This is a genomic window from Pseudomonas berkeleyensis (assembly GCF_014109765.1).
Taxonomy (GTDB): domain Bacteria; phylum Pseudomonadota; class Gammaproteobacteria; order Pseudomonadales; family Pseudomonadaceae; genus Aquipseudomonas; species Aquipseudomonas berkeleyensis.
The window spans coordinates 1,655,479-1,672,712 of record NZ_CP059139.1; the positions used below are offsets into that span (position 1 = coordinate 1,655,479).

19 protein-coding genes are annotated in these 17,234 nt (G+C 61.5%); 10 read left to right on the top strand and 9 right to left on the bottom strand.

Annotated features, from left to right (window positions below; all coding sequences use genetic code 11):
• The first annotated feature begins 126 nt into the window (after positions 1-126).
• From HS968_RS07670 to HS968_RS07685, 4 genes are all read left to right on the top strand, one after another.
• A complete protein-coding gene (locus HS968_RS07670) occupies positions 127-984 on the top strand; it encodes a LysR substrate-binding domain-containing protein (RefSeq protein WP_182370806.1) in 858 nt (285 codons plus the stop codon).
• 515 nt (positions 985-1,499) lie between these two features.
• Positions 1,500-1,760 (top strand): DUF4212 domain-containing protein, encoded by a 261-nt coding sequence (locus HS968_RS07675; RefSeq protein ID WP_106739382.1) that lies wholly within the window; start codon positions 1,500-1,502, stop codon positions 1,758-1,760.
• Between the two features lie 6 nt (positions 1,761-1,766).
• A complete protein-coding gene (locus tag HS968_RS07680) occupies positions 1,767-3,518 on the top strand; it encodes a sodium:solute symporter family protein (protein WP_119693581.1) in 1,752 nt (583 codons plus the stop codon).
• Positions 3,519-3,616: 98 nt separating this feature from the next.
• Positions 3,617-4,111, top strand: coding sequence for a hypothetical protein (locus tag HS968_RS07685; protein WP_182370808.1), 495 nt, complete (start codon positions 3,617-3,619; stop codon positions 4,109-4,111).
• A 72-nt stretch (positions 4,112-4,183) separates the two neighbouring features.
• Here the strand turns inward: HS968_RS07685 and HS968_RS07690 are convergent, their stop codons facing one another.
• The 6 genes from HS968_RS07690 to HS968_RS07715 form a co-directional block, all read right to left on the bottom strand.
• Positions 4,184-4,837 (bottom strand): HAD family hydrolase, encoded by a 654-nt coding sequence (locus HS968_RS07690; RefSeq protein ID WP_182370810.1) that lies wholly within the window; start codon positions 4,835-4,837, stop codon positions 4,184-4,186.
• Positions 4,837-5,823, bottom strand: a complete 987-nt coding sequence (locus HS968_RS07695) for an ABC transporter ATP-binding protein (RefSeq protein WP_182370812.1) — start codon at positions 5,821-5,823, stop codon at positions 4,837-4,839. Before HS968_RS07695 ends, HS968_RS07690 begins: the two co-directional genes overlap by 1 nt.
• Positions 5,820-6,614, bottom strand: a complete 795-nt coding sequence (locus tag HS968_RS07700) for an ABC transporter permease (protein ID WP_182370814.1) — start codon at positions 6,612-6,614, stop codon at positions 5,820-5,822. Before HS968_RS07700 ends, HS968_RS07695 begins: the two co-directional genes overlap by 4 nt.
• Positions 6,601-7,443, bottom strand: a complete 843-nt coding sequence (locus HS968_RS07705) for an ABC transporter permease (RefSeq protein ID WP_182370816.1) — start codon at positions 7,441-7,443, stop codon at positions 6,601-6,603. The genes HS968_RS07700 and HS968_RS07705 overlap by 14 nt, the downstream gene beginning before the upstream one ends.
• A complete protein-coding gene (locus HS968_RS07710; RefSeq protein WP_182370818.1) occupies positions 7,440-8,246 on the bottom strand; it encodes an alkaline phosphatase family protein in 807 nt (268 codons plus the stop codon). The genes HS968_RS07705 and HS968_RS07710 overlap by 4 nt, the downstream gene beginning before the upstream one ends.
• A gap of 189 nt (positions 8,247-8,435) precedes the next feature.
• Positions 8,436-9,494 (bottom strand): ABC transporter substrate-binding protein, encoded by a 1,059-nt coding sequence (locus tag HS968_RS07715; RefSeq protein ID WP_182370821.1) that lies wholly within the window; start codon positions 9,492-9,494, stop codon positions 8,436-8,438.
• 316 nt (positions 9,495-9,810) lie between these two features.
• Between HS968_RS07715 and HS968_RS07720 the strand changes: the two genes are divergently transcribed.
• The 3 genes from HS968_RS07720 to HS968_RS07730 all read left to right on the top strand — a co-directional run bounded on the left by HS968_RS07720 (position 9,811) and on the right by HS968_RS07730 (position 11,771).
• Complete coding sequence (locus HS968_RS07720) at positions 9,811-10,527, top strand: UTRA domain-containing protein (RefSeq protein WP_179624254.1); 717 nt, start codon at positions 9,811-9,813, stop codon at positions 10,525-10,527.
• A gap of 430 nt (positions 10,528-10,957) precedes the next feature.
• Entirely contained in the window at positions 10,958-11,320 is a 363-nt protein-coding gene (locus HS968_RS07725) for a YciI family protein (protein ID WP_182370823.1), read from the top strand.
• Between the two features lie 28 nt (positions 11,321-11,348).
• Entirely contained in the window at positions 11,349-11,771 is a 423-nt protein-coding gene (locus HS968_RS07730; protein WP_182370825.1) for a YybH family protein, read from the top strand.
• A gap of 12 nt (positions 11,772-11,783) precedes the next feature.
• On the opposite strand, the gene HS968_RS07735 is transcribed toward HS968_RS07730, so the two are convergent.
• Positions 11,784-12,317: a tetratricopeptide repeat protein gene (locus HS968_RS07735; RefSeq protein ID WP_182370827.1), complete on the bottom strand. Its 534-nt coding sequence runs from the start codon at positions 12,315-12,317 to the stop codon at positions 11,784-11,786.
• A gap of 154 nt (positions 12,318-12,471) precedes the next feature.
• Here HS968_RS07735 and HS968_RS07740 point away from each other — a divergent pair, with 154 nt between their 5' ends.
• Positions 12,472-13,599 carry a M14 family metallopeptidase gene (locus HS968_RS07740; RefSeq protein ID WP_182370829.1) on the top strand — a complete coding sequence of 376 codons (1,128 nt, stop codon included), beginning with the start codon at positions 12,472-12,474 and terminating at the stop codon, positions 13,597-13,599.
• A 194-nt stretch (positions 13,600-13,793) separates the two neighbouring features.
• Here the strand turns inward: HS968_RS07740 and HS968_RS07745 are convergent, their stop codons facing one another.
• The gene (locus tag HS968_RS07745; protein WP_182370832.1) at positions 13,794-15,068 is read right to left on the bottom strand and encodes an OprD family porin; all 1,275 of its coding nucleotides are present in this window, start codon (positions 15,066-15,068) and stop codon (positions 13,794-13,796) included.
• A 492-nt stretch (positions 15,069-15,560) separates the two neighbouring features.
• Between HS968_RS07745 and HS968_RS07750 the strand changes: the two genes are divergently transcribed.
• The gene (locus tag HS968_RS07750; RefSeq protein WP_106739404.1) at positions 15,561-15,914 is read left to right on the top strand and encodes a 5-carboxymethyl-2-hydroxymuconate Delta-isomerase; all 354 of its coding nucleotides are present in this window, start codon (positions 15,561-15,563) and stop codon (positions 15,912-15,914) included.
• Between the two features lie 169 nt (positions 15,915-16,083).
• Here the strand turns inward: HS968_RS07750 and soxR are convergent, their stop codons facing one another.
• On the bottom strand, positions 16,084-16,542 hold the full coding sequence (gene soxR / locus HS968_RS07755) for a redox-sensitive transcriptional activator SoxR (protein WP_182370834.1): 459 nt from the start codon (positions 16,540-16,542) through the stop codon (positions 16,084-16,086).
• Between the two features lie 77 nt (positions 16,543-16,619).
• Between soxR and HS968_RS07760 the strand changes: the two genes are divergently transcribed.
• Positions 16,620-17,198 (top strand): NADPH-dependent FMN reductase, encoded by a 579-nt coding sequence (locus HS968_RS07760; protein WP_182370836.1) that lies wholly within the window; start codon positions 16,620-16,622, stop codon positions 17,196-17,198.
• Positions 17,199-17,234: the final 36 nt, after the last annotated feature.

Sequence of the window (17,234 nt, forward strand, 5' to 3'; positions counted from 1 at the left end):
CGGGTTGATGACGCAGGGCTCGACCCCGCGCGGGAAACTGACTGGGACACTATAAGGAGATCGTGAACCGATTCGTAAATTAAATAGTAGAATGCTGGTCAGTGGATTTCATGATGGGATGTCGCCGTGCTCGATCCGGTTCTTCTGCGCAGTTTTCTCGCCGTGGTGCAGACCGGCGGCTTTACCCGGGCCGCGGCCAGCCTGCACCTGACCCAGTCCACCGTCAGCCAACAGATCCGCCGTCTGGAAGAGCAGATCGGCGCCGAACTGCTCGATCGCAGTGGCCGCTACGTGGTCACCACCACCGAGGGCGAGCGCCTGCTCAGCTATGCACAGCGTATCGTCGCGCTGATGGACGAGGCGCTGCTGGCGCTGGGGCAGAACACCCTGGAAGGTGAGGTGCGCCTGGGCGTGCCGGACGACTTCGCAGCCAACAGCCTGACGCCTTATCTGGCCGATTTCGCTGACGCGCATCCCGGTATCCGTCTGGAGATCACCAGCGGCCTGAGCCATGACGTATGGCGCGCCTTCAATGCCGGCGAGCTGGATCTGGCGCTGATCAAGCAACGTGCCGGCAGCGCCAAGGGCCTGGCCAGCTGGGCCGAACCGGTGGCCTGGTTGGATAGCCGTACCCGCCCGGTGCAGGCGCGCAATCCGGTGCCGCTGGCGGTGTTTCCCCCCAACGGCCTGTATCGCCTGGAGATGACCCATGCGCTGGATGCCATGGGTAAGCCCTGGCGCATCGCCTACGTCAGCAGCAGTTTGCCTGGAGTCAGTGCGGCGGCGGAAGGTGGGCTGGGCCTGACCTTGCTGCCACGCCGGCTGATCACCTCGGAGCACCGCGAACTGGGGGAGGCCGATGGCTTTCCCGCCGTGCCGCCGGTCGAGGTGGCATTGCATGCCAGACCACAGTTACCCGGTTATGCCCGTGAACTGGTGGCGGTATTGATCGAGGCTTGCGGGACGATCATGCGAGTGCTCTGAGAATCTGTTCACGATCTGCTGCGCGTCGGCCCTACTGCGTTAAAAACAGGCTGGAGCGCCAGCCCGGTCGGAAGCTGCTTGCAGCTAACGCGCTTTAGCGCGGCCCGAAGGGCGAACGAAGTGAGTACTGCTCATGTACAACTCGTACACTCCGCGTCCTCGCCTGTTTGCGGGGCCGCCATCGGTATTGTATGGCTCTAGCTCGCGAGATCGTGAACAGGTTCTGAGTAGTTGTTCAAAGTCTGCTGCGTATCGATGAACAGCGTTGCAAACGACCTGGCTTGCCAACTCTGTCGAAATGCCAAGTTACAACATCAAAAGCTGAATGGGCTGCCTGTCTGTGGCATGGAAAAGCTTGAGAAAGTGCTGGAACGCCCGTGCTAGAGCGATGGCTTGTTGAGGAAGTCAATATAGCGATTGGGTGTTTCAGACTAATGTCTTAGTCCGACTGTCAGCGTTCCTTTGTAGGATCGAGGCCTCTAACTCCAATAACAACAATGAAAGAGGCAATACCTATGGCAGATGAGAAATCCAACGCTGAGGCCTATTGGGCGGCGAACCTGCGCCTGATCTTCTGGAGTCTGGTGGTTTGGGCTCTGTGTTCCTACGGTTTCGGCATCATCTTGCGGCCACTGCTGGCGGGCATCTCCGTCGGTGGAGCGGATCTTGGTTTCTGGTTCGCTCAGCAAGGCTCGATCCTCACCTTTGTCGTTCTGATTTTCCACTACAGCTGGAGGATGAACAAACTCGACAAAGAATATGGCCTTGAGGAGTAAGCCCGCATGAGTCAATTCGCAATCAACATCCTCTTCGTGGGGGCGTCGTTCGCCCTCTACATCGCCATTGCGCTCTGGGCACGAGCCGGCTCAACCAAGGAATTCTATGTCGCTGGCGGCGGCGTAGGCCCCATTCCCAACGGCATGGCGACCGCCGCCGACTGGATGTCGGCGGCTTCCTTCATTTCCATGGCGGGTCTGATTTCCGTCGGTTACGTCAACTCGTCCTTCCTGATGGGCTGGACCGGCGGCTATGTGCTGCTGGCCATGCTGCTGGCGCCTTATCTGCGCAAGTTCGGCAAGTTCACCGTGCCGGATTTCGTGGGTGATCGCTTCTACAGCAAGGGAGCACGCCTTACCGCCGTCATCGCTCTGCTGCTCACCTCGATCACCTACGTGATCGGCCAGATGAGCGGTGCGGGTGTGGCGTTCGCGCGTTTTCTGGAAGTCAGCAACTCCACCGGTATCTGGATCGCTTCGGCGGTGGTCTTCATCTACGCCGTCATCGGTGGCATGAAAGGCATCACTTACACCCAGGTGGCCCAGTACGTCGTGCTCATCGTCGCCTACACCATTCCGGCGGTGTTCATTTCGCTGCAATTGACTGGTAACCCGCTGCCACAGCTGGGCATGTTCGGCACCCATACCGAATCCGGTATGCCGCTGCTGAGCAAGCTCAACGAAGTGGTGCGTGAGCTGGGCTTCCAGGACTACACCGCGGATGTCTCCAACAAGTTCAACATGGTGCTGTTCACCCTGTCGCTGATGATCGGTACGGCTGGTTTGCCGCACGTGATCATTCGCTTCTTCACCGTACCGAAGGTTTCCGATGCACGCTCGTCCGCTGGCTGGGCACTGGTGTTCATCGCCCTGCTGTACACCACTGCACCGGCGGTCGCGTCCATGGCGCGTCTGAACCTGATCACCACCGTTTATCCCAATGGTGTGGAGCAGCCGTCGCTGGAGTACGCCGAGCGTCCGGAGTGGGTGAAGAACTGGGAAAACACCGGCCTGATCAAGTTCGAGGACAAGAACAACGACGGTCGCATCCAGATGTACAACCCGACTGCCGACTTCTCTGAGCGCGGCTGGAATGGCAACGAGTTGGAAGTGAACTCCGACATTCTGGTTCTGGCCAATCCGGAAATCGCCAACCTGCCAGGTTGGGTGATTGGTCTGATCGCGGCGGGCGCCATCGCGGCGGCGCTGTCGACGGCGGCGGGGCTGTTGCTGGCGATCTCCTCGGCGGTCAGTCATGACCTGATCAAGACGATCATCAATCCGAAGATCAGTGAAAAATCGGAAATGCTCGCGGCGCGTATCTCCATGGCCGTGGCGATTCTGGTGGCGACCTACCTTGGGCTCAATCCACCAGGCTTCGCCGCGCAGGTGGTGGCGCTGGCCTTCGGTATTGCCGCGTCGTCGATCTTCCCGGTGTTGATGATGGGGATTTTCTCCAAGCGTATTAACAGCGCTGGCGCGGTTTCGGGTATGGTTGCCGGCCTGTTGTTCACGGTGGTGTATATCTTCATCTACCTGGGCTGGTTCTTCATTCCGGGCACCAATACTCTGCCGAACACGCCTGACAACTGGTTGCTGGGGATCTCCCCGCTGTCCATTGGTAGCGTGGGTGCGCTGATCAACTTCGCGGTGGCATTCGCCGTTTCCCGCGTAACGGCGCCACCACCTCAGGAAGTCCAGGATCTGGTGGAAAGCGTCCGCTATCCGAAGGGTGCTGGCGGTGCCATCAGCCACTGATTGACACCCCCTGACGAACCGGGACGAGCATTCGGTTCGGGTTCGATCCAAGCGGGCTTCCCCTGAAAAGGAAGCCCGCCTTATTTTCGGAAAAATCTATGATCTGGCACTTGGTTGCATTGGTGTTCGCCGGCCTTGGGGCCGCGAGTATTGGTTTCCTGCTGCGCTCGTTGAGTGGAAAGAAACTGCCAGGGTGGATCGTTCCTGCTTTCGCTGGTTTGGGAATGCTGGGCTATCAGATCTACTACGAATACTCCTGGGCCGAGCACAAGCAGAGTCAACTGCCCGCAGGCTCGGCGGTCGTCGAATATGAGGTCGAGCAGCAGATTCTGCGACCCTGGACTTATCTGATGCCGATGACCGTGGGGTTCAGCGTGGTGGATACCGGTAACATCCAGAGCGCTGAGCAGGATGGACAACGCATCAAGCAGTTCATCCTCTATCGCTTCGAGAAGGAGTATGTGGATCGGCTCACCCACCAGACCTATCTGCTCAACTGTGACAGTGCGGAGATGGTGTCGGTCAGTGAGAACAACCCGCGTCTGCGTCAGCTCGAGCGTAGCGATGAGCTTTACCGCGTCGTTTGCCGATAACGCCTTTGCGTCCAATGAAAATGCCGTTCACCTGGGTGAACGGCATTTTTTCTATTGCTCCCACGTATCGCGCTAGCGCCACGTGAGGATCGGCCAGCCGGCTTGTTCGGCGTGCGCACGCAGGGTCGGATCCGGGTTGACGGTGAGGGGGTTGTCCACCACCTGCAGCAACGGCAGATCGTTGCGTGAGTCGGAATAGAAGCAGGAGCCGGCGAGCGTCTCGTTCTGCTCGATCATCCAGCTTTCCAGGCGGATCACCTTGCCTTCACGATAGGTCAGCACGCCTTCGGTGCGTCCCGTGTAGAAGCCGTGCTGCTGCTCCAGGTCGATGGCCAATACCTCGTCGATACCGAAGCGCTCGGCAATCGCGCTGACCAGGAAATGCGCCGAAGCCGAGATCACCAGCAGGCGGTCGCCTGCAGCGCGGTGCGCGGCGAGGGCGCGGCTGGCATCGCTGTAGAGAACCGGTTCGATCACATCCTCGACGAAGGGCTCGACCACGTGAGCGATCTCCTCGGGCGTGCGGCCGACCAGCGGCGACAGGGTGAAGGTCATGTAGTCCTCCATGGCCAGGGTGCCGGCGGCGTACTGGCGCATCAGCTCCTGTTCATGGGCGAGGAAGGATTCGCCGTCGGCCCAGCCGAGCTTGACCATTTCCAGCGACCACAGGGTGGAGCAGTCGCCATGGATCAGGGTGTCGTCGAGATCGAAAATCGCCAGGGCCATTACGCCACCTCCCGGATTGCATCGGCGCCAATCGCCAGGCTGACGCTCTGGCCCTCACGGTGCAAGTCAGCGGCGGAGCGGTTGAGCACGTCCACCAGCAGTTCCACGCCTCGGGCCTCGACCCGGTAGCGCACGACGTTGCCCAGCAGGCTGTGGCTGAGAATGGTGCCTTCGATACCGAGCCCGCCAATCTGGATGGCTTCCGGGCGAATCGCCACGCTGCTGTTCACCGGGCGCAGCAGCAGGCGGCTGGCAGCATCGGCGTCGAGCAGGTTGTAGTTGCCGATGAAGCCGGCGGCGAAGGCATCGGCCGGCGCGGTGTACAGCGTTTCGGCGTCGCCGCTCTGGACGATCTGGCCGTCGTTCATCAGCACGATGCGGTCGGACAGCACCAGCGCCTCTTCCTGATCGTGGGTGACGAAGATGGTGGTCAGGCCCAGCTCGCGCTGAATGGCGCGAATCTGTTCACGCAGGTGCTTGCGGATGCGCGCATCCAGTGCCGACAGCGGCTCGTCGAGCAGCAGCAGGCGCGGGCGGGTGACCAGCGAGCGGGCCAGGGCCACGCGCTGGCACTGGCCACCGGAGAGCTGGTGCGGGTAGCGTCCGGCGTAGTCGTTCAGCTCCACCAGTTCCAGCGCCTCGGCGACGCGCTGGTTGGCTTCGGCCGTCGGTACTTTCTGCATGCGCAGGCCGAAGGCGACGTTCTGCGCCACGGTCATGTTGGGGAACAGCGCATAGCTCTGGAACACCATGCCGATGCCGCGCTTCTGTGGTGGCATGGGCACCAGATCCTGGCCATCGAGCAGGATCTGTCCGCCGTCGACCGCCGTCAGGCCGGCGATGCAGCGCAGCAGGGTGGACTTGCCGCAGCCGGACGGACCGAGCAGGGTGATGAACTGGCCCTGGCCGATCTCGATATTGATGTCGGTGAAGACCTGTGTCGGGCCGTAGCTTTTATGCAGGTTGTGGATATGCAGAAAACTCATGAGTTGTCCTTGTTCAGACGATTGGCTGCCCAGGTCATCAGCAGCACGAACATGAAATAGGAGATCACCAGGGCGCTGGTGAAATGGCCGCTGTCGTTACGCATGTTGTACAGGTATACCTGCAGCGTCTCGTAGCGGCTGCCCACCAGCAGGTTGGCGAAGACGAATTCGCCGAACAGGAAGCTGAAGGACAGGAACACCGAAACCATCAAACCCTTGCGCAGGTTCGGTAGCACCACCATGAAGGCCGCTCGCCAGGTGCTGGCGCCGAGCAGGTGGGCGGCGTCCATCAGGTCGCGCAGGTTGATCGCCTGCAGGTTGTTGGTGATGGCGCGGTACATGAAGGGCAGGGCGATGGTGAAGTAGCAGCCGATCAGTATCCATGGCGTACCGAGAATCGGCAGCGGGCCTGCCGCGAACAACTGCATCAGGCCCACCGAAGACACCACTGGCGGAATGGCGAACGGCAGCAGGATCAGCACGTTCATTACGCCGTCGAGCTTGGGGAAGTGGTAGTTGACCACGAACAGCAGCGGCAGGATCAGCAGCAGCGCCAGTGCCAGGGCGCCGAAGCACACCAGCAGCGAGCGGCCGAAGGCGGCGAGAAAACGTGCATCGCTCCACAGCGCCACGTACCACTTGAAGGTGAAACCGCTGGGCAGGATGGTCGCCGACCAACTGGTGGACAGTGAGTACACCAGGGTGCCGAGCAGCGGCAGCAGCAGGATCAGGAATAACAGGTAGACCACCAGTTGGTGGAACAGCGGCGAGCGTTTTTCAGCGGGCGACATGGTAGCTCCGGCGCAGCAGCCATTGGTGGACGATGGTGATCAGGGTCATCAGGCCGACCAGCACCATGGCCAGTGCGCTGGCCATGTTCGGATCGAGGAAGATGTCGCCGGAAACCATCGCCGCGATACGGATCGGCAGGATGTTGAAGTTGCCGGTGGTCAGCGCGTACACCGTGGCGTAGGCGCCCAGGGCGTTGGCCAGCAGGATAACGAAGGTGCCGAGCAGCGCCGGGGTAATCACCGGCAGGCCGATGTGGCGCCAGAACTGCCAGTTGCTGGCGCCGAGCAGCTCGGCCGACTCGCGCCAGTCTTCACGCAGGGCGTCGAAGGCCGGGTAGAGCAGCAGCACGCCGAGCGGAATCTGGAAGTAGGTGTAGAGCACGATCAGGCCGGTCTTGGAGTAGAGGTTGAAGTCCTCGATCACGCCCATCTGCTTGAGCAGGATGGTCAGTGCGCCGTTGAAACCGAGCAGGATGATGAAGGCGAAGGCCAGCGGCACGCCGGAGAAGTTGCTGGTCATGTTGGAGAAAGCCATGACGAAGTCGCGCAGACGGCTGCTGACCTGGCGCAGCGAGTAGCTGCCGATGATGGCGATGACGATGCCGAACAGGCTCGACCAGAAGGCGACCTCCAGGCTGTGGCGCATGGCCTGGCGATAGAACGGCGAGGAAAAGGCCTGCTGGAAATTGCCCAGGCCCCAGCCTTGTGGCGTATTCAGGCTGTTGCTTGCGACCCAGGCCAGCGGGGCGATCTGGAAGGCGATGAAGAACAGGGCGAAGGGCACCAGGCACAGCAGTGCCCAGCCTTTGCTGGATATGGACGACTTCATGCGAGTAGCTCCCTGCACCAGGGTTTGTCGTGGGCTGCGCCGAGCAACTGGCAGATGGTGCCGCACAACTCTGTCTGTTGCGGGCGGGCTGCCGGGTCGAGGCTGAAGGCACTGCCGAGGACGATCAGCGGTACTTCGCGCTCTTCCGGCAGCAGGCCGTTGTGGCTGCGGTCGGCGTTCATGCCATGGTCGGCGGTCACCAGGATCTGGTAACCAGCGTCGAGCCAGGTCTGGATGTATTCGGCCAGCAGCACGTCGGCCATGCGCGCAGCATTGCGGTATTGCGGGCTGTCGAGGCCGTGCTTGTGGCCGGCATCGTCGATGTTCATCGGGTGCACCAGCAGCAGGTTGGGCTGATGGCGCTGACGCAGGCTGTCGGCATCGGCGAACAGGTGCGAGTCCGGGTAGTGGTCGGCGTAATAGAAGTGACCGTGCTGTATCGGCAGCGATTCGTCGCGGGTGTGGCGGTCACGGGCGGCCTGGAAAGGTGCGCGGTTGTACAGCTCGCTGACCCAGTGATAGGCCGCAGCGGCGGTAGTCAGGCCGGCGTCGCGGGCGTAGTGAAAGATGCTGCGCTGGTTCGACAGGCGTACCACATCGTTGTGCACGATACCGCTGTCGATGGGCGCGACACCGGTGAGGATGCACTCATAGAGCGGGCGGGACAACGCCGGCAGCGCGCAGTCGAGCTTGTACAGCGTGGCGCGTCCGGCCTGGCAGTAAGCCAGCAGGTGGCCCAGCGCATGCTGGGCCACCTGATAACTCAGGCCATCCAGCACCACTAGGATGACGTTGTGCTTCATCGCTTTCTCTCGTTCGACGACGTATCACCGGCTTCCGGAGGGGGCTGCCGTAGGGCGTACTCGGCTTTGGCATCCTGCGTCGCTCTACCTCCTACATCCATGTAGTCGTCGCGAAGCAGTACGCCTTGGGATTGAACAATGGCGGACTGTTCGCTTCGCTCCTGAGTCCGCCCTACGGTTCGGGTTGCCTTAGTTCATGTGCAGAATCACGTGTTCCTGCCACAGGCGCGGCAGCATCTTGGAGGTGTTCTCCCAGGCCGCGGCATCCTTGATCGGCTGCACCTTGGCGTATTGCTCCTGCGGCAGCAGCTTGGCCTGTACCTCGGCCGGCAGGTCGATATGCTCGGCGCGGATCGGACGGGCGTTGCCCTTGGCCAGGTTGATCTGCCCGGCATCGCTGAGGATGTACTCGCGGGTCAGCTTGGCGGCGTTGGGATTCTTCGCCCATTTGTTGATGATGGTGCTGTAGCCGGAGATCACCGAACCGTCGGAGGGGATCAGCACCTCGAAACGCTCGGGGTCGATCTGGTCGCGGTAGGACAGGCCGTTGAAGTCCCAGACGATGCCGACTTCCACTTCACCCTTTTCCAGCGTCTGGATGGTCGGGTTGGCCAGCGACAGGCGACGCTGCTTGGCCAGCTCACCGTAGAAATCCAGCGCCGGCTGCACGTTGCTCTCGTTGCCGCCCATGGCGATGGCGGCAGCCAGGACGCCGTTCACGGCTTGCGCGGCGGTGCTCACGTCACCGGCGGAAACCTTGTAGGTGCCGGTCTTGAGGTCGGCCCAGGAGCGCGGAATGTCCTTGACCAGTTGCTTGTTGACGATGAAGGCAATGGAGCCGGTGTAGGCCAGCATCCAGTGGCCGTCCTTGTCCTTGGCCCAGTCCGGAATCTGTTCCCAGGTGCTCGGCTTGTACGGCTGGGTCACGCCCTGCTGCACGGCGATGGGGCCGAAGGCCGCGCCGACGTCACCGATATCGGCGGTGGCGTTGTCCTTCTCGGCAGCGAACTTGGCGATTTCCTGCGCCGAGCTCATGTCAGTGTCCTGGTGCTTGAGGCCGTAGATTTTGGCCAGGTCGGCCCAGGTGTCTTTCCAGTTGGCCCAGCTGTCGGGCATACCCACGCTGTTCACCGCGCCTTCTGCGCGTGCGGCCTGTTCCAGTGCCTGCAGGTCAGTGCTTTCGGCCATGGCGGAAGTCGCCAGAGCGATGGCCGAGCCCATCAGTGAAGCCAGCAGCAGTTGTTTCATCGGAAACTCCTTTGCAGTGAGAGTGTTGGTCTAGATCAGCAATGTCCGCGCCAATCTAGGTGCCTTCGATGACAGTTTCATGTCCAGCCATGGGGTGTAGATGTCCAGGTGCAGTCAGCTGGCGCGCTCCTCAAGCGTAGACCATGGATAAGTGGCTGATTTCACGGGCAGTGAGTCGATGTGGCGATGGCATGCAGCGTGCTTGCAGCAGGGTTGTCATCTATCAGTCATCTAGACTGCCTAGGCTCGTAACCCGTCCGAGCAAGTGACTTTTGCCCTGTGTTGGGGCTGGACTAGTCCAAAAGGGGAAATATTGATGCGCGAAGAAGCGCCGCGGGCCGTCACCCTCATTTGTCGCGCCTTGCAGGAGCAGATCGATCGGGGCCTGTTGCCCGCTGGCAGCAAGTTGCCGGCCGAGCGCAAGCTCAGCGAGCTGTTCGATACCACGCGTATCACCCTGCGCGAAGCGCTTGGCCAGTTGGAGGCGCAGGGGCTGGTCTACCGCGAGGAGCGCCGCGGCTGGTTCGTCTCGCCGGCGCGGGTAGCGTACAACCCCCTGGTGCGCACGCATTTCCATGCCATGGTCGCCGAGCAGGGACGTGTGCCTGCCACAGAAGTCCTGAGTGCGCGGCTGATGCCGGCCAGCGCACAGATCTGCCAGGTGTTGGAGCTGCCGGCGTTATCCAGCGTTTATCAGGTGTGCCGGGCACGGCGTATCGATGGGCGTTTGGTGCTGTATGTCGAGCACTACCTCAATCCGGCCTATTTTCCCGGCATTCTCGACTTCGACCTTACCCGTTCGCTGACCGATCTCTATGCCAACGAATACGGCATTCATTATGGTCGCGTGCGCTTCGACATGGTGCCCACCGCGCTGCATGCCGAGGCGGCGAGCTGTCTGCGTGTGGCGCCGGGCAGCCCGGCGCTGCGCATCATCCGGGTCAACCGTGACCAGCACGGGCGCATCATCGATTGCGACCTGGAGTTCTGGCGACACGATGCGATTCACGTCAGCGTCGAAGTGCCCGAGTAGCGCGCTGAGCTTGCCGGCAGACTTCGAATTGCCAGTGCGCAAGTAGGGGCGGGCTCAATCCTTAGAGCGTGTTCAAAGTCTGCTGCGCGTCGGCTATGCAGCGTTGAAATCAATCTGGAACGCCAGCCCGGTCAGAAGCTGCTTGCAGCTAACGCGCTTCAGCGCGGCCCGGAGGGCGAACGAAGTGAGTAATGCTCATTTACAGCTCGTAAAGTCGAACGCGACTCCGAGCGTTCTTCGCTCGATTCGCGGGGCCGCCATCGGTATTGCCTGGCTCTAGCTCGCGAGACTTTGAACAGGCTCTTAGAGGCTGGTGCGCACGGCGCACCCTACCGTTCGTCTGCTTCGGTGATGTTTTTCCGGCCAATGTCGAAATGCGCTCGCCGCGTTCGACTATCCAGTACCCACTGCATCGGAACTGGAGCGCGCCATGAAATACCTCTGCCTCGTTTACGCCAATGAGCAGGAGCTGCACAGCTCCCCGGACAGCCCCCATGACAGTGAATGCCACGCCTATGCCCAGCGTGTGCAGGAGAGTGGGCGCATGCTCGCCGCTGAGGCGCTGCAGTCGGTGCAGACCGCGACCACCGTGCGCATGCGCGGCGGCAAGCTGGCCATCACCGATGGTCCGTTCGCCGAAACCAAGGAGCAGCTCGCCGGCTTCTATCTGATCGAGGCGCGCGATCTCAACGAGGCCATCCAGCTTGCCGGGCACATTCCCGCTGCACGCGTTGGTTGCGTTGAAGTGCGTCCGGTTCGCCAGCTGGATATCGACCCGGCCGCTCGCCACTGAGTCATCCCACCCAACGAGGAGAGTCGACATGAGTCAGCATCAACTGCAAGACGCCCTGAACAGCTGGGCCGAAGCCTGCCGCAGCAAGGATGTGGCGCGCATCATGAGCCACTACGTCGAGGATGTGGTGGCCTACGACGCCGTCGGCCCATTGCGTTTCCAGGGACGCCCGACGTACCAGGCGCACTGGCAGGCTTGCATGGAAATGTGCAGCGGCCCCGGCATGTTCGACCCGCATGCGCCAACCTTCACCGCCGAGGCTGACCTGGGCGTGACGCATTACCTGCTGCACTGCGGCGGCACCAACGAGAAAGGTGAGATGGACAGCTGCTGGATGCGTGTGACGCAGTGCCTGCGTCGTCAGGGTGGCCGCTGGCTGATCTTCCACGAGCATTTCTCGGCGCCCTGCGACATGGAAAGTGGCAAGGCGCTGTTCGATCTGCAGCCCTGAAGGCTGTACCTGTTACGGGTTCAGGGCCGAGCAAGAGGGCTCGTAGTTTTGTTTGCAGGCGCTCTGGTACAGGCGCTGGGCCTGATCCGGATCGCGTGCTACGCCGCCTTCGCCGCGACGGTAGAGGTTGCCGAGAATGTGCTGGGCCATCGGGTTGCCGGCCGCCGCTGACTGGTTGAGATAACGCAGCATGTCGCGCTGGTTGGCGAACTCGGGGGCGTCACGCCCGGTGTAGAGATAGGCCAGGCTCACTGCGGCCATGGCGTGGCCCTTGTCGGCTGCCTGCTTCCACCAGTACTCGGCCTGCTTGAGATTCTTTTCCGGTTGGCCGACGAAATAGCTGCTGCCAAGTTGGAACTGGCTCTCCAGGTCGCCACGTTGCGCCTGCTGACGCAGCTGATCCTGCTCGTCGAGGGTGACCGGCTGTTCGATCTGCGGTTGCTTCGCCGGCGTGCTGGAGTCTGGCTCGCGCCCGGCGCAACCGGCCAGCAGTGCGAAGGCGAGAAGGGCGGTCGTGGCGTGAAGCAGGCTGATCGAACTGGGCATGGCGGTGGCTCCGTAGGCAAGAATCAAGGCAAGTCGCTATTAGGCCGGCCTCGCCCGTCATAGTTCGCTCTGGATGGCCAGTCTGTCTTCGTGCGGCTTCACACTGCGGCGATGAGCTGCAATGCTGGTGGATGATTTCGTTCACGAGGCAGCCATGAAAACCAGCGCGGATTTCGACAGCGGCAATATCCAGGTCATCGACGCCAGCAACCCGCAGCAGGTCGTGCTGGCCATGCGGCCGGATATCAACAGCCATCATTTTCAGTGGTTTCATTTCAAGGTGGACGGATTGGTGCCAGGGCAGCGGCATGCCTTCGTGCTGAGCAATGCCGGGCAGTCCGCCTATAACCGTGCCTGGGATGGCTACCAGGCCGTGGCCAGTTACGATCAACACGACTGGTTCCGCGTGCCGACCCGCTATGCGGACGGTCAGTTGCACGTTGAGCTGCAGGCCGAGCACGAGCAGGTCTGGTTCGCCTATTTCGAGCCCTATCCACGGGCACGCCATGAGCGCCTGGTCGCCAACGCGCTGGAGCGTGGCGCCGAGCTGGTCGCCTGCGGCCGAAGCCTGGAAGGGCGCGATATCCAGCTGCTACGCATCGCTGGGCAAGCGGCCGCACCGCGCAAGCTATGGATCATTGCCCAGCAACACCCCGGTGAGCACATGGCCGAGTGGTTCATGGAGGGGCTGATCGAGCGGCTGCAGGATTCGCAGGACGCCGAGATTGCTGCGCTGCTGGACGAGGCCGAGTTGTATCTGGTGCCGAACATGAACCCGGATGGCGCCTATCGCGGTCATCTGCGTACCAACTATGCGGGGCAGGATCTCAATCGGGCCTGGCAATCGGCCAGTTCCGAGCGCAGCCCGGAAGTCCTGTTCGTGCTGCAGCATATGCAACGCATCGGCGTCGATCTGTTTCTCGATATCCATGGCGATGAGGAAATTCCTCATGTGTTCACCGCAGGCTGCGAAGGCAACCCAGGCTATACACCGCGTTTGGCCGAGCTGGAGGCGGATTTCCGCAGTCGCCTGGTTGGCATCGACGCCGAATTTCAAACCCGTTTCGGCTACCCGCGTGACGAGCCGGGCCAGGCCAACCTGACCCTGGCCTGTAACGCCGTGGGGCAGGCCTTCGATTGCCTGTCGTTCACCATCGAGATGCCGTTCAAGGATCACGACGACAACCCGCAGCCGCGCACCGGCTGGAATGGCGCGCGCTCGAAGAAGCTCGGGCAGGATGTGTTGAGCGTGCTGGCGCAGATGGTGGGGCGTTTACGCTGACGCAGCGTATGTCGGCTTGCTGTGTGAAGGGCGGTGCGCGCGGCGCACCCTACGCAGTTACCGGGAGCAGCTCCTGGCATTGTGGTGGCGGTGTCGGCAGGGATGGTCGGCAGACAAAAAAAGCCCGTCACGAGGACGGGCGTAAAGTGCCGTAAACACACAGGAGTCAATAGGACGCAGTGATGCGTCCGGTATTACAGGATCGACAGCGGGTAGTTGATGATCAGACGGTTCTCGTGGATATCCTGGGCATTACCATCACGGCGGACGTCGGAGTTACGCCAGCGCACGCTGAGGTTCTTCAGTGAGCCTTCCTGGATGGTGTAGGCCAGCTCGGACTCGCGACCCCACTCTTCGGCATTGGTACGACCGCCGAGGGTGGCGTTATCGCCGCTGACGTAGCGGTTCATCATCGTCAGGCCAGGAATGCCGAGGCCGGCGAAGTTGTAGTCATGGCGAATCTGCCAGGAACGCTCTTCCGGGTTGTCGTAGCTGTTGGTGAAACCGTCGTTGACCAGGGTGCCGCCGCTGGCGCCGTCGATACGCATGAACTTGGTATCGCCGCTCAGGCGCTGATAGGCCACGGTGAAGGTGTTGTTGCCGGTCTTGGCGGTGAACGCGCCCTGATACACCTTGTTGTCCAGGTTACCGGCCTTGGCCGAACCTTCTTCCTTGCCAGTCACGTAGCCGAGGTTGGCACCCAGTACCCAGTCACCGACCGGTTGGCTGTGAGTCAGTTGCACGTAGCTTTGCTGGTAGACGTTTTCCAGGCGAGCGTGCCAGACGCCGACCATGGTGTTGTTGCCGTTGAAACGGTACTCACCACCGGCGAAGTTGAAGTCATCACCCTCTACGCCACCGAAGGACATCTCTTCGCGGCTGGCATCGTGACGCTGGCTGTTTTTCCAGAATTGGCCGCCGTACAGAGTCAGGCCGTCGATCTCGTTGGAAGTCAGCTGGGCACCCTGGAAGGTTTGCGGCAGCGAGCGGCCGTCGTCGGCACGCAGGATCGGCAGCACGGCGAACCACTCACCGACTTTCAGCTCGGTCTTGGACAGCTTGGCTTTCGCCGCTACGGCGGTGCGACCAAACTGGTCAGCAGCCTGGCCATCATCGTGGATCGGCAGCAGTTGGGTGTTGGCGGCGCCACGGTTGCCGTCCAGCTTGATGCTGTACAGGCCCAACACGTCGAGGCCGAAGCCGACGGTGCCTTGGGTGTAGCCGGAGCGCGCATCAAGGATGAAGCTCTGCGTCCAGCCTTCGGCCTGTCCCTGGCGCTCGCGATTGGTTGCCGGGCCGATCATCGGATCGGTGCCGTTCAGGTAGTTGCGGTTGAAGTAGTAGTTGCGCAGGCCGAGGGTGACCTTGGCATCTTCGACGAAGCCGGCGGCGTGCGTGGCAGTCGGCAGAACCAGGGCCAGAGCCGTGCTGCCAAGCAGAGCCAATGGAATGATGTTGCGTGCGGTCATTGTTGTTGTGCTCCCAGTTTTTGAACGAACCATCCCCTGCTGGCCTGCTCGGGACCTGCATGATGGGAATGTTGTGTTTGCCCTGTGGAGGGCGATAGACCGGCCGAACGAGACCGATCATTGCCAGGGGCTGGGTCAGCCTCCGGCGAATCCGGTTCTATGGCGTGTGGCGATGGCGTTTGCCGAGCGGCTTGGGTGCTGCTGCGCAGGGGGAGAGGTGAGGTTGATCATGTTCTGGCCCTGGTTCTTGTTGTTATTAGTGTCATATGTCGTCATACAACTAGCTGGATTATCGACAGCCTTTTCTCCTCTTGTCAACGTATGGCTAGACGAAAGTAGCAACCCCTGGTCGTCTGATAGACCCTGGGTACGCGAGCTTCCTGGCTCAATACGGTTCTGTAGAGGGATTTCCGACCCTGGTTGCAAGGCCGCTGGTATCGATGTTGTTGTGTGATAACGTATGACGAGTCGCGCATTATCCTGGGAGAACGCATGCCGCATTGCCTGATCGAGGCCGCCCACGAGGTAGGCCAGTTGATAGCGCCGCAGGAACTGGTGCGCCTGGTGCACGACCAGGCGGCAGACAGCGGTCTATTCCAGCCGGGTGAGGTCAAGGTTCGTCTCAGTCTGTACGAACACCACTGCGTCGGCGGTGAGCCGGGGCTGTTCGTGCACCTGATCTTCTACGTTCTGGCTGGCCGCAGCGATGCGGACAAGCGCGCCTTGTCCCGGCGCATCGTACGCGCGCTGGTAGAGCGTCTGCCGCAGGTGCCGGCGATATCGCTGGATGTGCGTGATATTCAGCGAGAGGTCTTCAGCAATCGGCGCAATTGCCTGGAGGATTAGGTTCTGTACGAAAAGTGCCTGCGCCTCGGTGATGCTTCGTTAAAAACGGGCTGGAACGCCAGCCCGGTCAAATGCTCATTTACAGCTCGTAAAGTCGACCGCGACTCCGACCGTTCCTCACCCTTTTTTGCCTCGCCTGACCTGCGCTCGACGACCCTTCTTACAGAACCTAATCGCCTTCGAGCAGGCGCGGGCCGCTGCCCTGGTTACCCAGGCGATCCCCGGGGTTACGCAGCGGGCAGTCGTCCATCGATAGACAGCCGCAGCCGATACAGCCGGTGAGTTGATCGCGCAACCTGCTCAAACGCTCGATGCGGGCGTCCAGCTCCTGTTTCCAATGCTGTGAAAAGCGTTGCCAGTCGGCTGCTGTGGGCGTGTGATCGTGCGGTAGCGTCGCGAGGATCGCGCCGATGTCCGCCAGTGGAATCCCCAGGCGTTGCGCCACCTTGATCAAGGCAACCCGACGCAGGATCTGCCGTGGATAACGGCGCTGATTACCTGCGTTGCGATGGCTGTGAATCAGCCCCTTGGCCTCGTAGAAGTGCAGGGTGGAAACACTCACCCCGCTGCGTTCGGCTACCTGGCCGACAGTGAGTGGTCGCTCGAGACGTTCGTGTGGCGCCAACATGAAAATCCCTCTTGACCTCAAGTTAAGTTGAGGTTTTACCCTCGCAGGCCTTGATAGACAACCCCGAGGGGATTCCCATGCAGGATCGCATTCGTTTGGTTCTGATCTACGGCAGCGTGCGCGAGGAGCGCTTCTGCGATCAGGTGGTGGCCTGGGCGCGTGAGCAGATCGAGCAACGCAGTGAGTTCGAGTTGAGCCTGGTCGACCCGGCCGTGATGTTCCGCCAGCCTGGCGAGGAACCTGAAGCTGCACAGCTGCGCCATCAGTCGCAGCAGCAGCTGCTGCGTGCAGATGCCTTTCTGATCGTCACCCCGGAGTACAACCACGGCTATCCGGCAGCGCTCAAGCAGTTCATCGACGAGGTGCCGGCTTCCTGGGAGGCGCGCCCGGTGGGCTTCGTCAGCTATGGCGGGGTATCCGGCGGGCTACGAGCAGTGGAGCAACTGCGTCAGGTGCTGGCGGAGCTGCACGCCATGACGGTGCGTGGCTCGGTGAGCTTCACCAATGCCTGGGAGCAGTTCGACGAACAGGGGCGGCTGGGTGAGCCACGTCGCGCCAACTCGGCCATGGCCCATATGTTGGTGCAGTTGAACTGGTGGGCGCAGACGCTGCGTGCCGGACGCGAGCGTGTGCCGTACGAGCGGATCAGGGGCTGATGCGCTTGCGCCGGCTCGTTGTTGCAGTAAAGCTGA

What these genes read in the sequence shown, in the direction of transcription:
- HS968_RS07675 (WP_106739382.1), top strand. Translation starts at nt 1,500, where the DNA reads ATGGCAGATGAGAAATCCAACGCTGAGGCCTATTGGGCGGCGAACCTG.
- HS968_RS07680 (WP_119693581.1), top strand. Translation starts at nt 1,767, where the DNA reads ATGAGTCAATTCGCAATCAACATCCTCTTCGTGGGGGCGTCGTTCGCC.
- HS968_RS07685 (WP_182370808.1), top strand. Translation starts at nt 3,617, where the DNA reads ATGATCTGGCACTTGGTTGCATTGGTGTTCGCCGGCCTTGGGGCCGCG.
- HS968_RS07690 (WP_182370810.1), bottom strand. Translation starts at nt 4,837, where the DNA reads ATGGCCCTGGCGATTTTCGATCTCGACGACACCCTGATCCATGGCGAC.
- HS968_RS07695 (WP_182370812.1), bottom strand. Translation starts at nt 5,823, where the DNA reads ATGAGTTTTCTGCATATCCACAACCTGCATAAAAGCTACGGCCCGACA.
- HS968_RS07700 (WP_182370814.1), bottom strand. Translation starts at nt 6,614, where the DNA reads ATGTCGCCCGCTGAAAAACGCTCGCCGCTGTTCCACCAACTGGTGGTC.
- HS968_RS07705 (WP_182370816.1), bottom strand. Translation starts at nt 7,443, where the DNA reads ATGAAGTCGTCCATATCCAGCAAAGGCTGGGCACTGCTGTGCCTGGTG.
- HS968_RS07710 (WP_182370818.1), bottom strand. Translation starts at nt 8,246, where the DNA reads ATGAAGCACAACGTCATCCTAGTGGTGCTGGATGGCCTGAGTTATCAG.
- HS968_RS07715 (WP_182370821.1), bottom strand. Translation starts at nt 9,494, where the DNA reads ATGAAACAACTGCTGCTGGCTTCACTGATGGGCTCGGCCATCGCTCTG.
- HS968_RS07720 (WP_179624254.1), top strand. Translation starts at nt 9,811, where the DNA reads ATGCGCGAAGAAGCGCCGCGGGCCGTCACCCTCATTTGTCGCGCCTTG.
- HS968_RS07725 (WP_182370823.1), top strand. Translation starts at nt 10,958, where the DNA reads ATGAAATACCTCTGCCTCGTTTACGCCAATGAGCAGGAGCTGCACAGC.
- HS968_RS07730 (WP_182370825.1), top strand. Translation starts at nt 11,349, where the DNA reads ATGAGTCAGCATCAACTGCAAGACGCCCTGAACAGCTGGGCCGAAGCC.
- HS968_RS07735 (WP_182370827.1), bottom strand. Translation starts at nt 12,317, where the DNA reads ATGCCCAGTTCGATCAGCCTGCTTCACGCCACGACCGCCCTTCTCGCC.
- HS968_RS07740 (WP_182370829.1), top strand. Translation starts at nt 12,472, where the DNA reads ATGAAAACCAGCGCGGATTTCGACAGCGGCAATATCCAGGTCATCGAC.
- HS968_RS07745 (WP_182370832.1), bottom strand. Translation starts at nt 15,068, where the DNA reads ATGACCGCACGCAACATCATTCCATTGGCTCTGCTTGGCAGCACGGCT.
- HS968_RS07750 (WP_106739404.1), top strand. Translation starts at nt 15,561, where the DNA reads ATGCCGCATTGCCTGATCGAGGCCGCCCACGAGGTAGGCCAGTTGATA.
- soxR (WP_182370834.1), bottom strand. Translation starts at nt 16,542, where the DNA reads ATGTTGGCGCCACACGAACGTCTCGAGCGACCACTCACTGTCGGCCAG.
- HS968_RS07760 (WP_182370836.1), top strand. Translation starts at nt 16,620, where the DNA reads ATGCAGGATCGCATTCGTTTGGTTCTGATCTACGGCAGCGTGCGCGAG.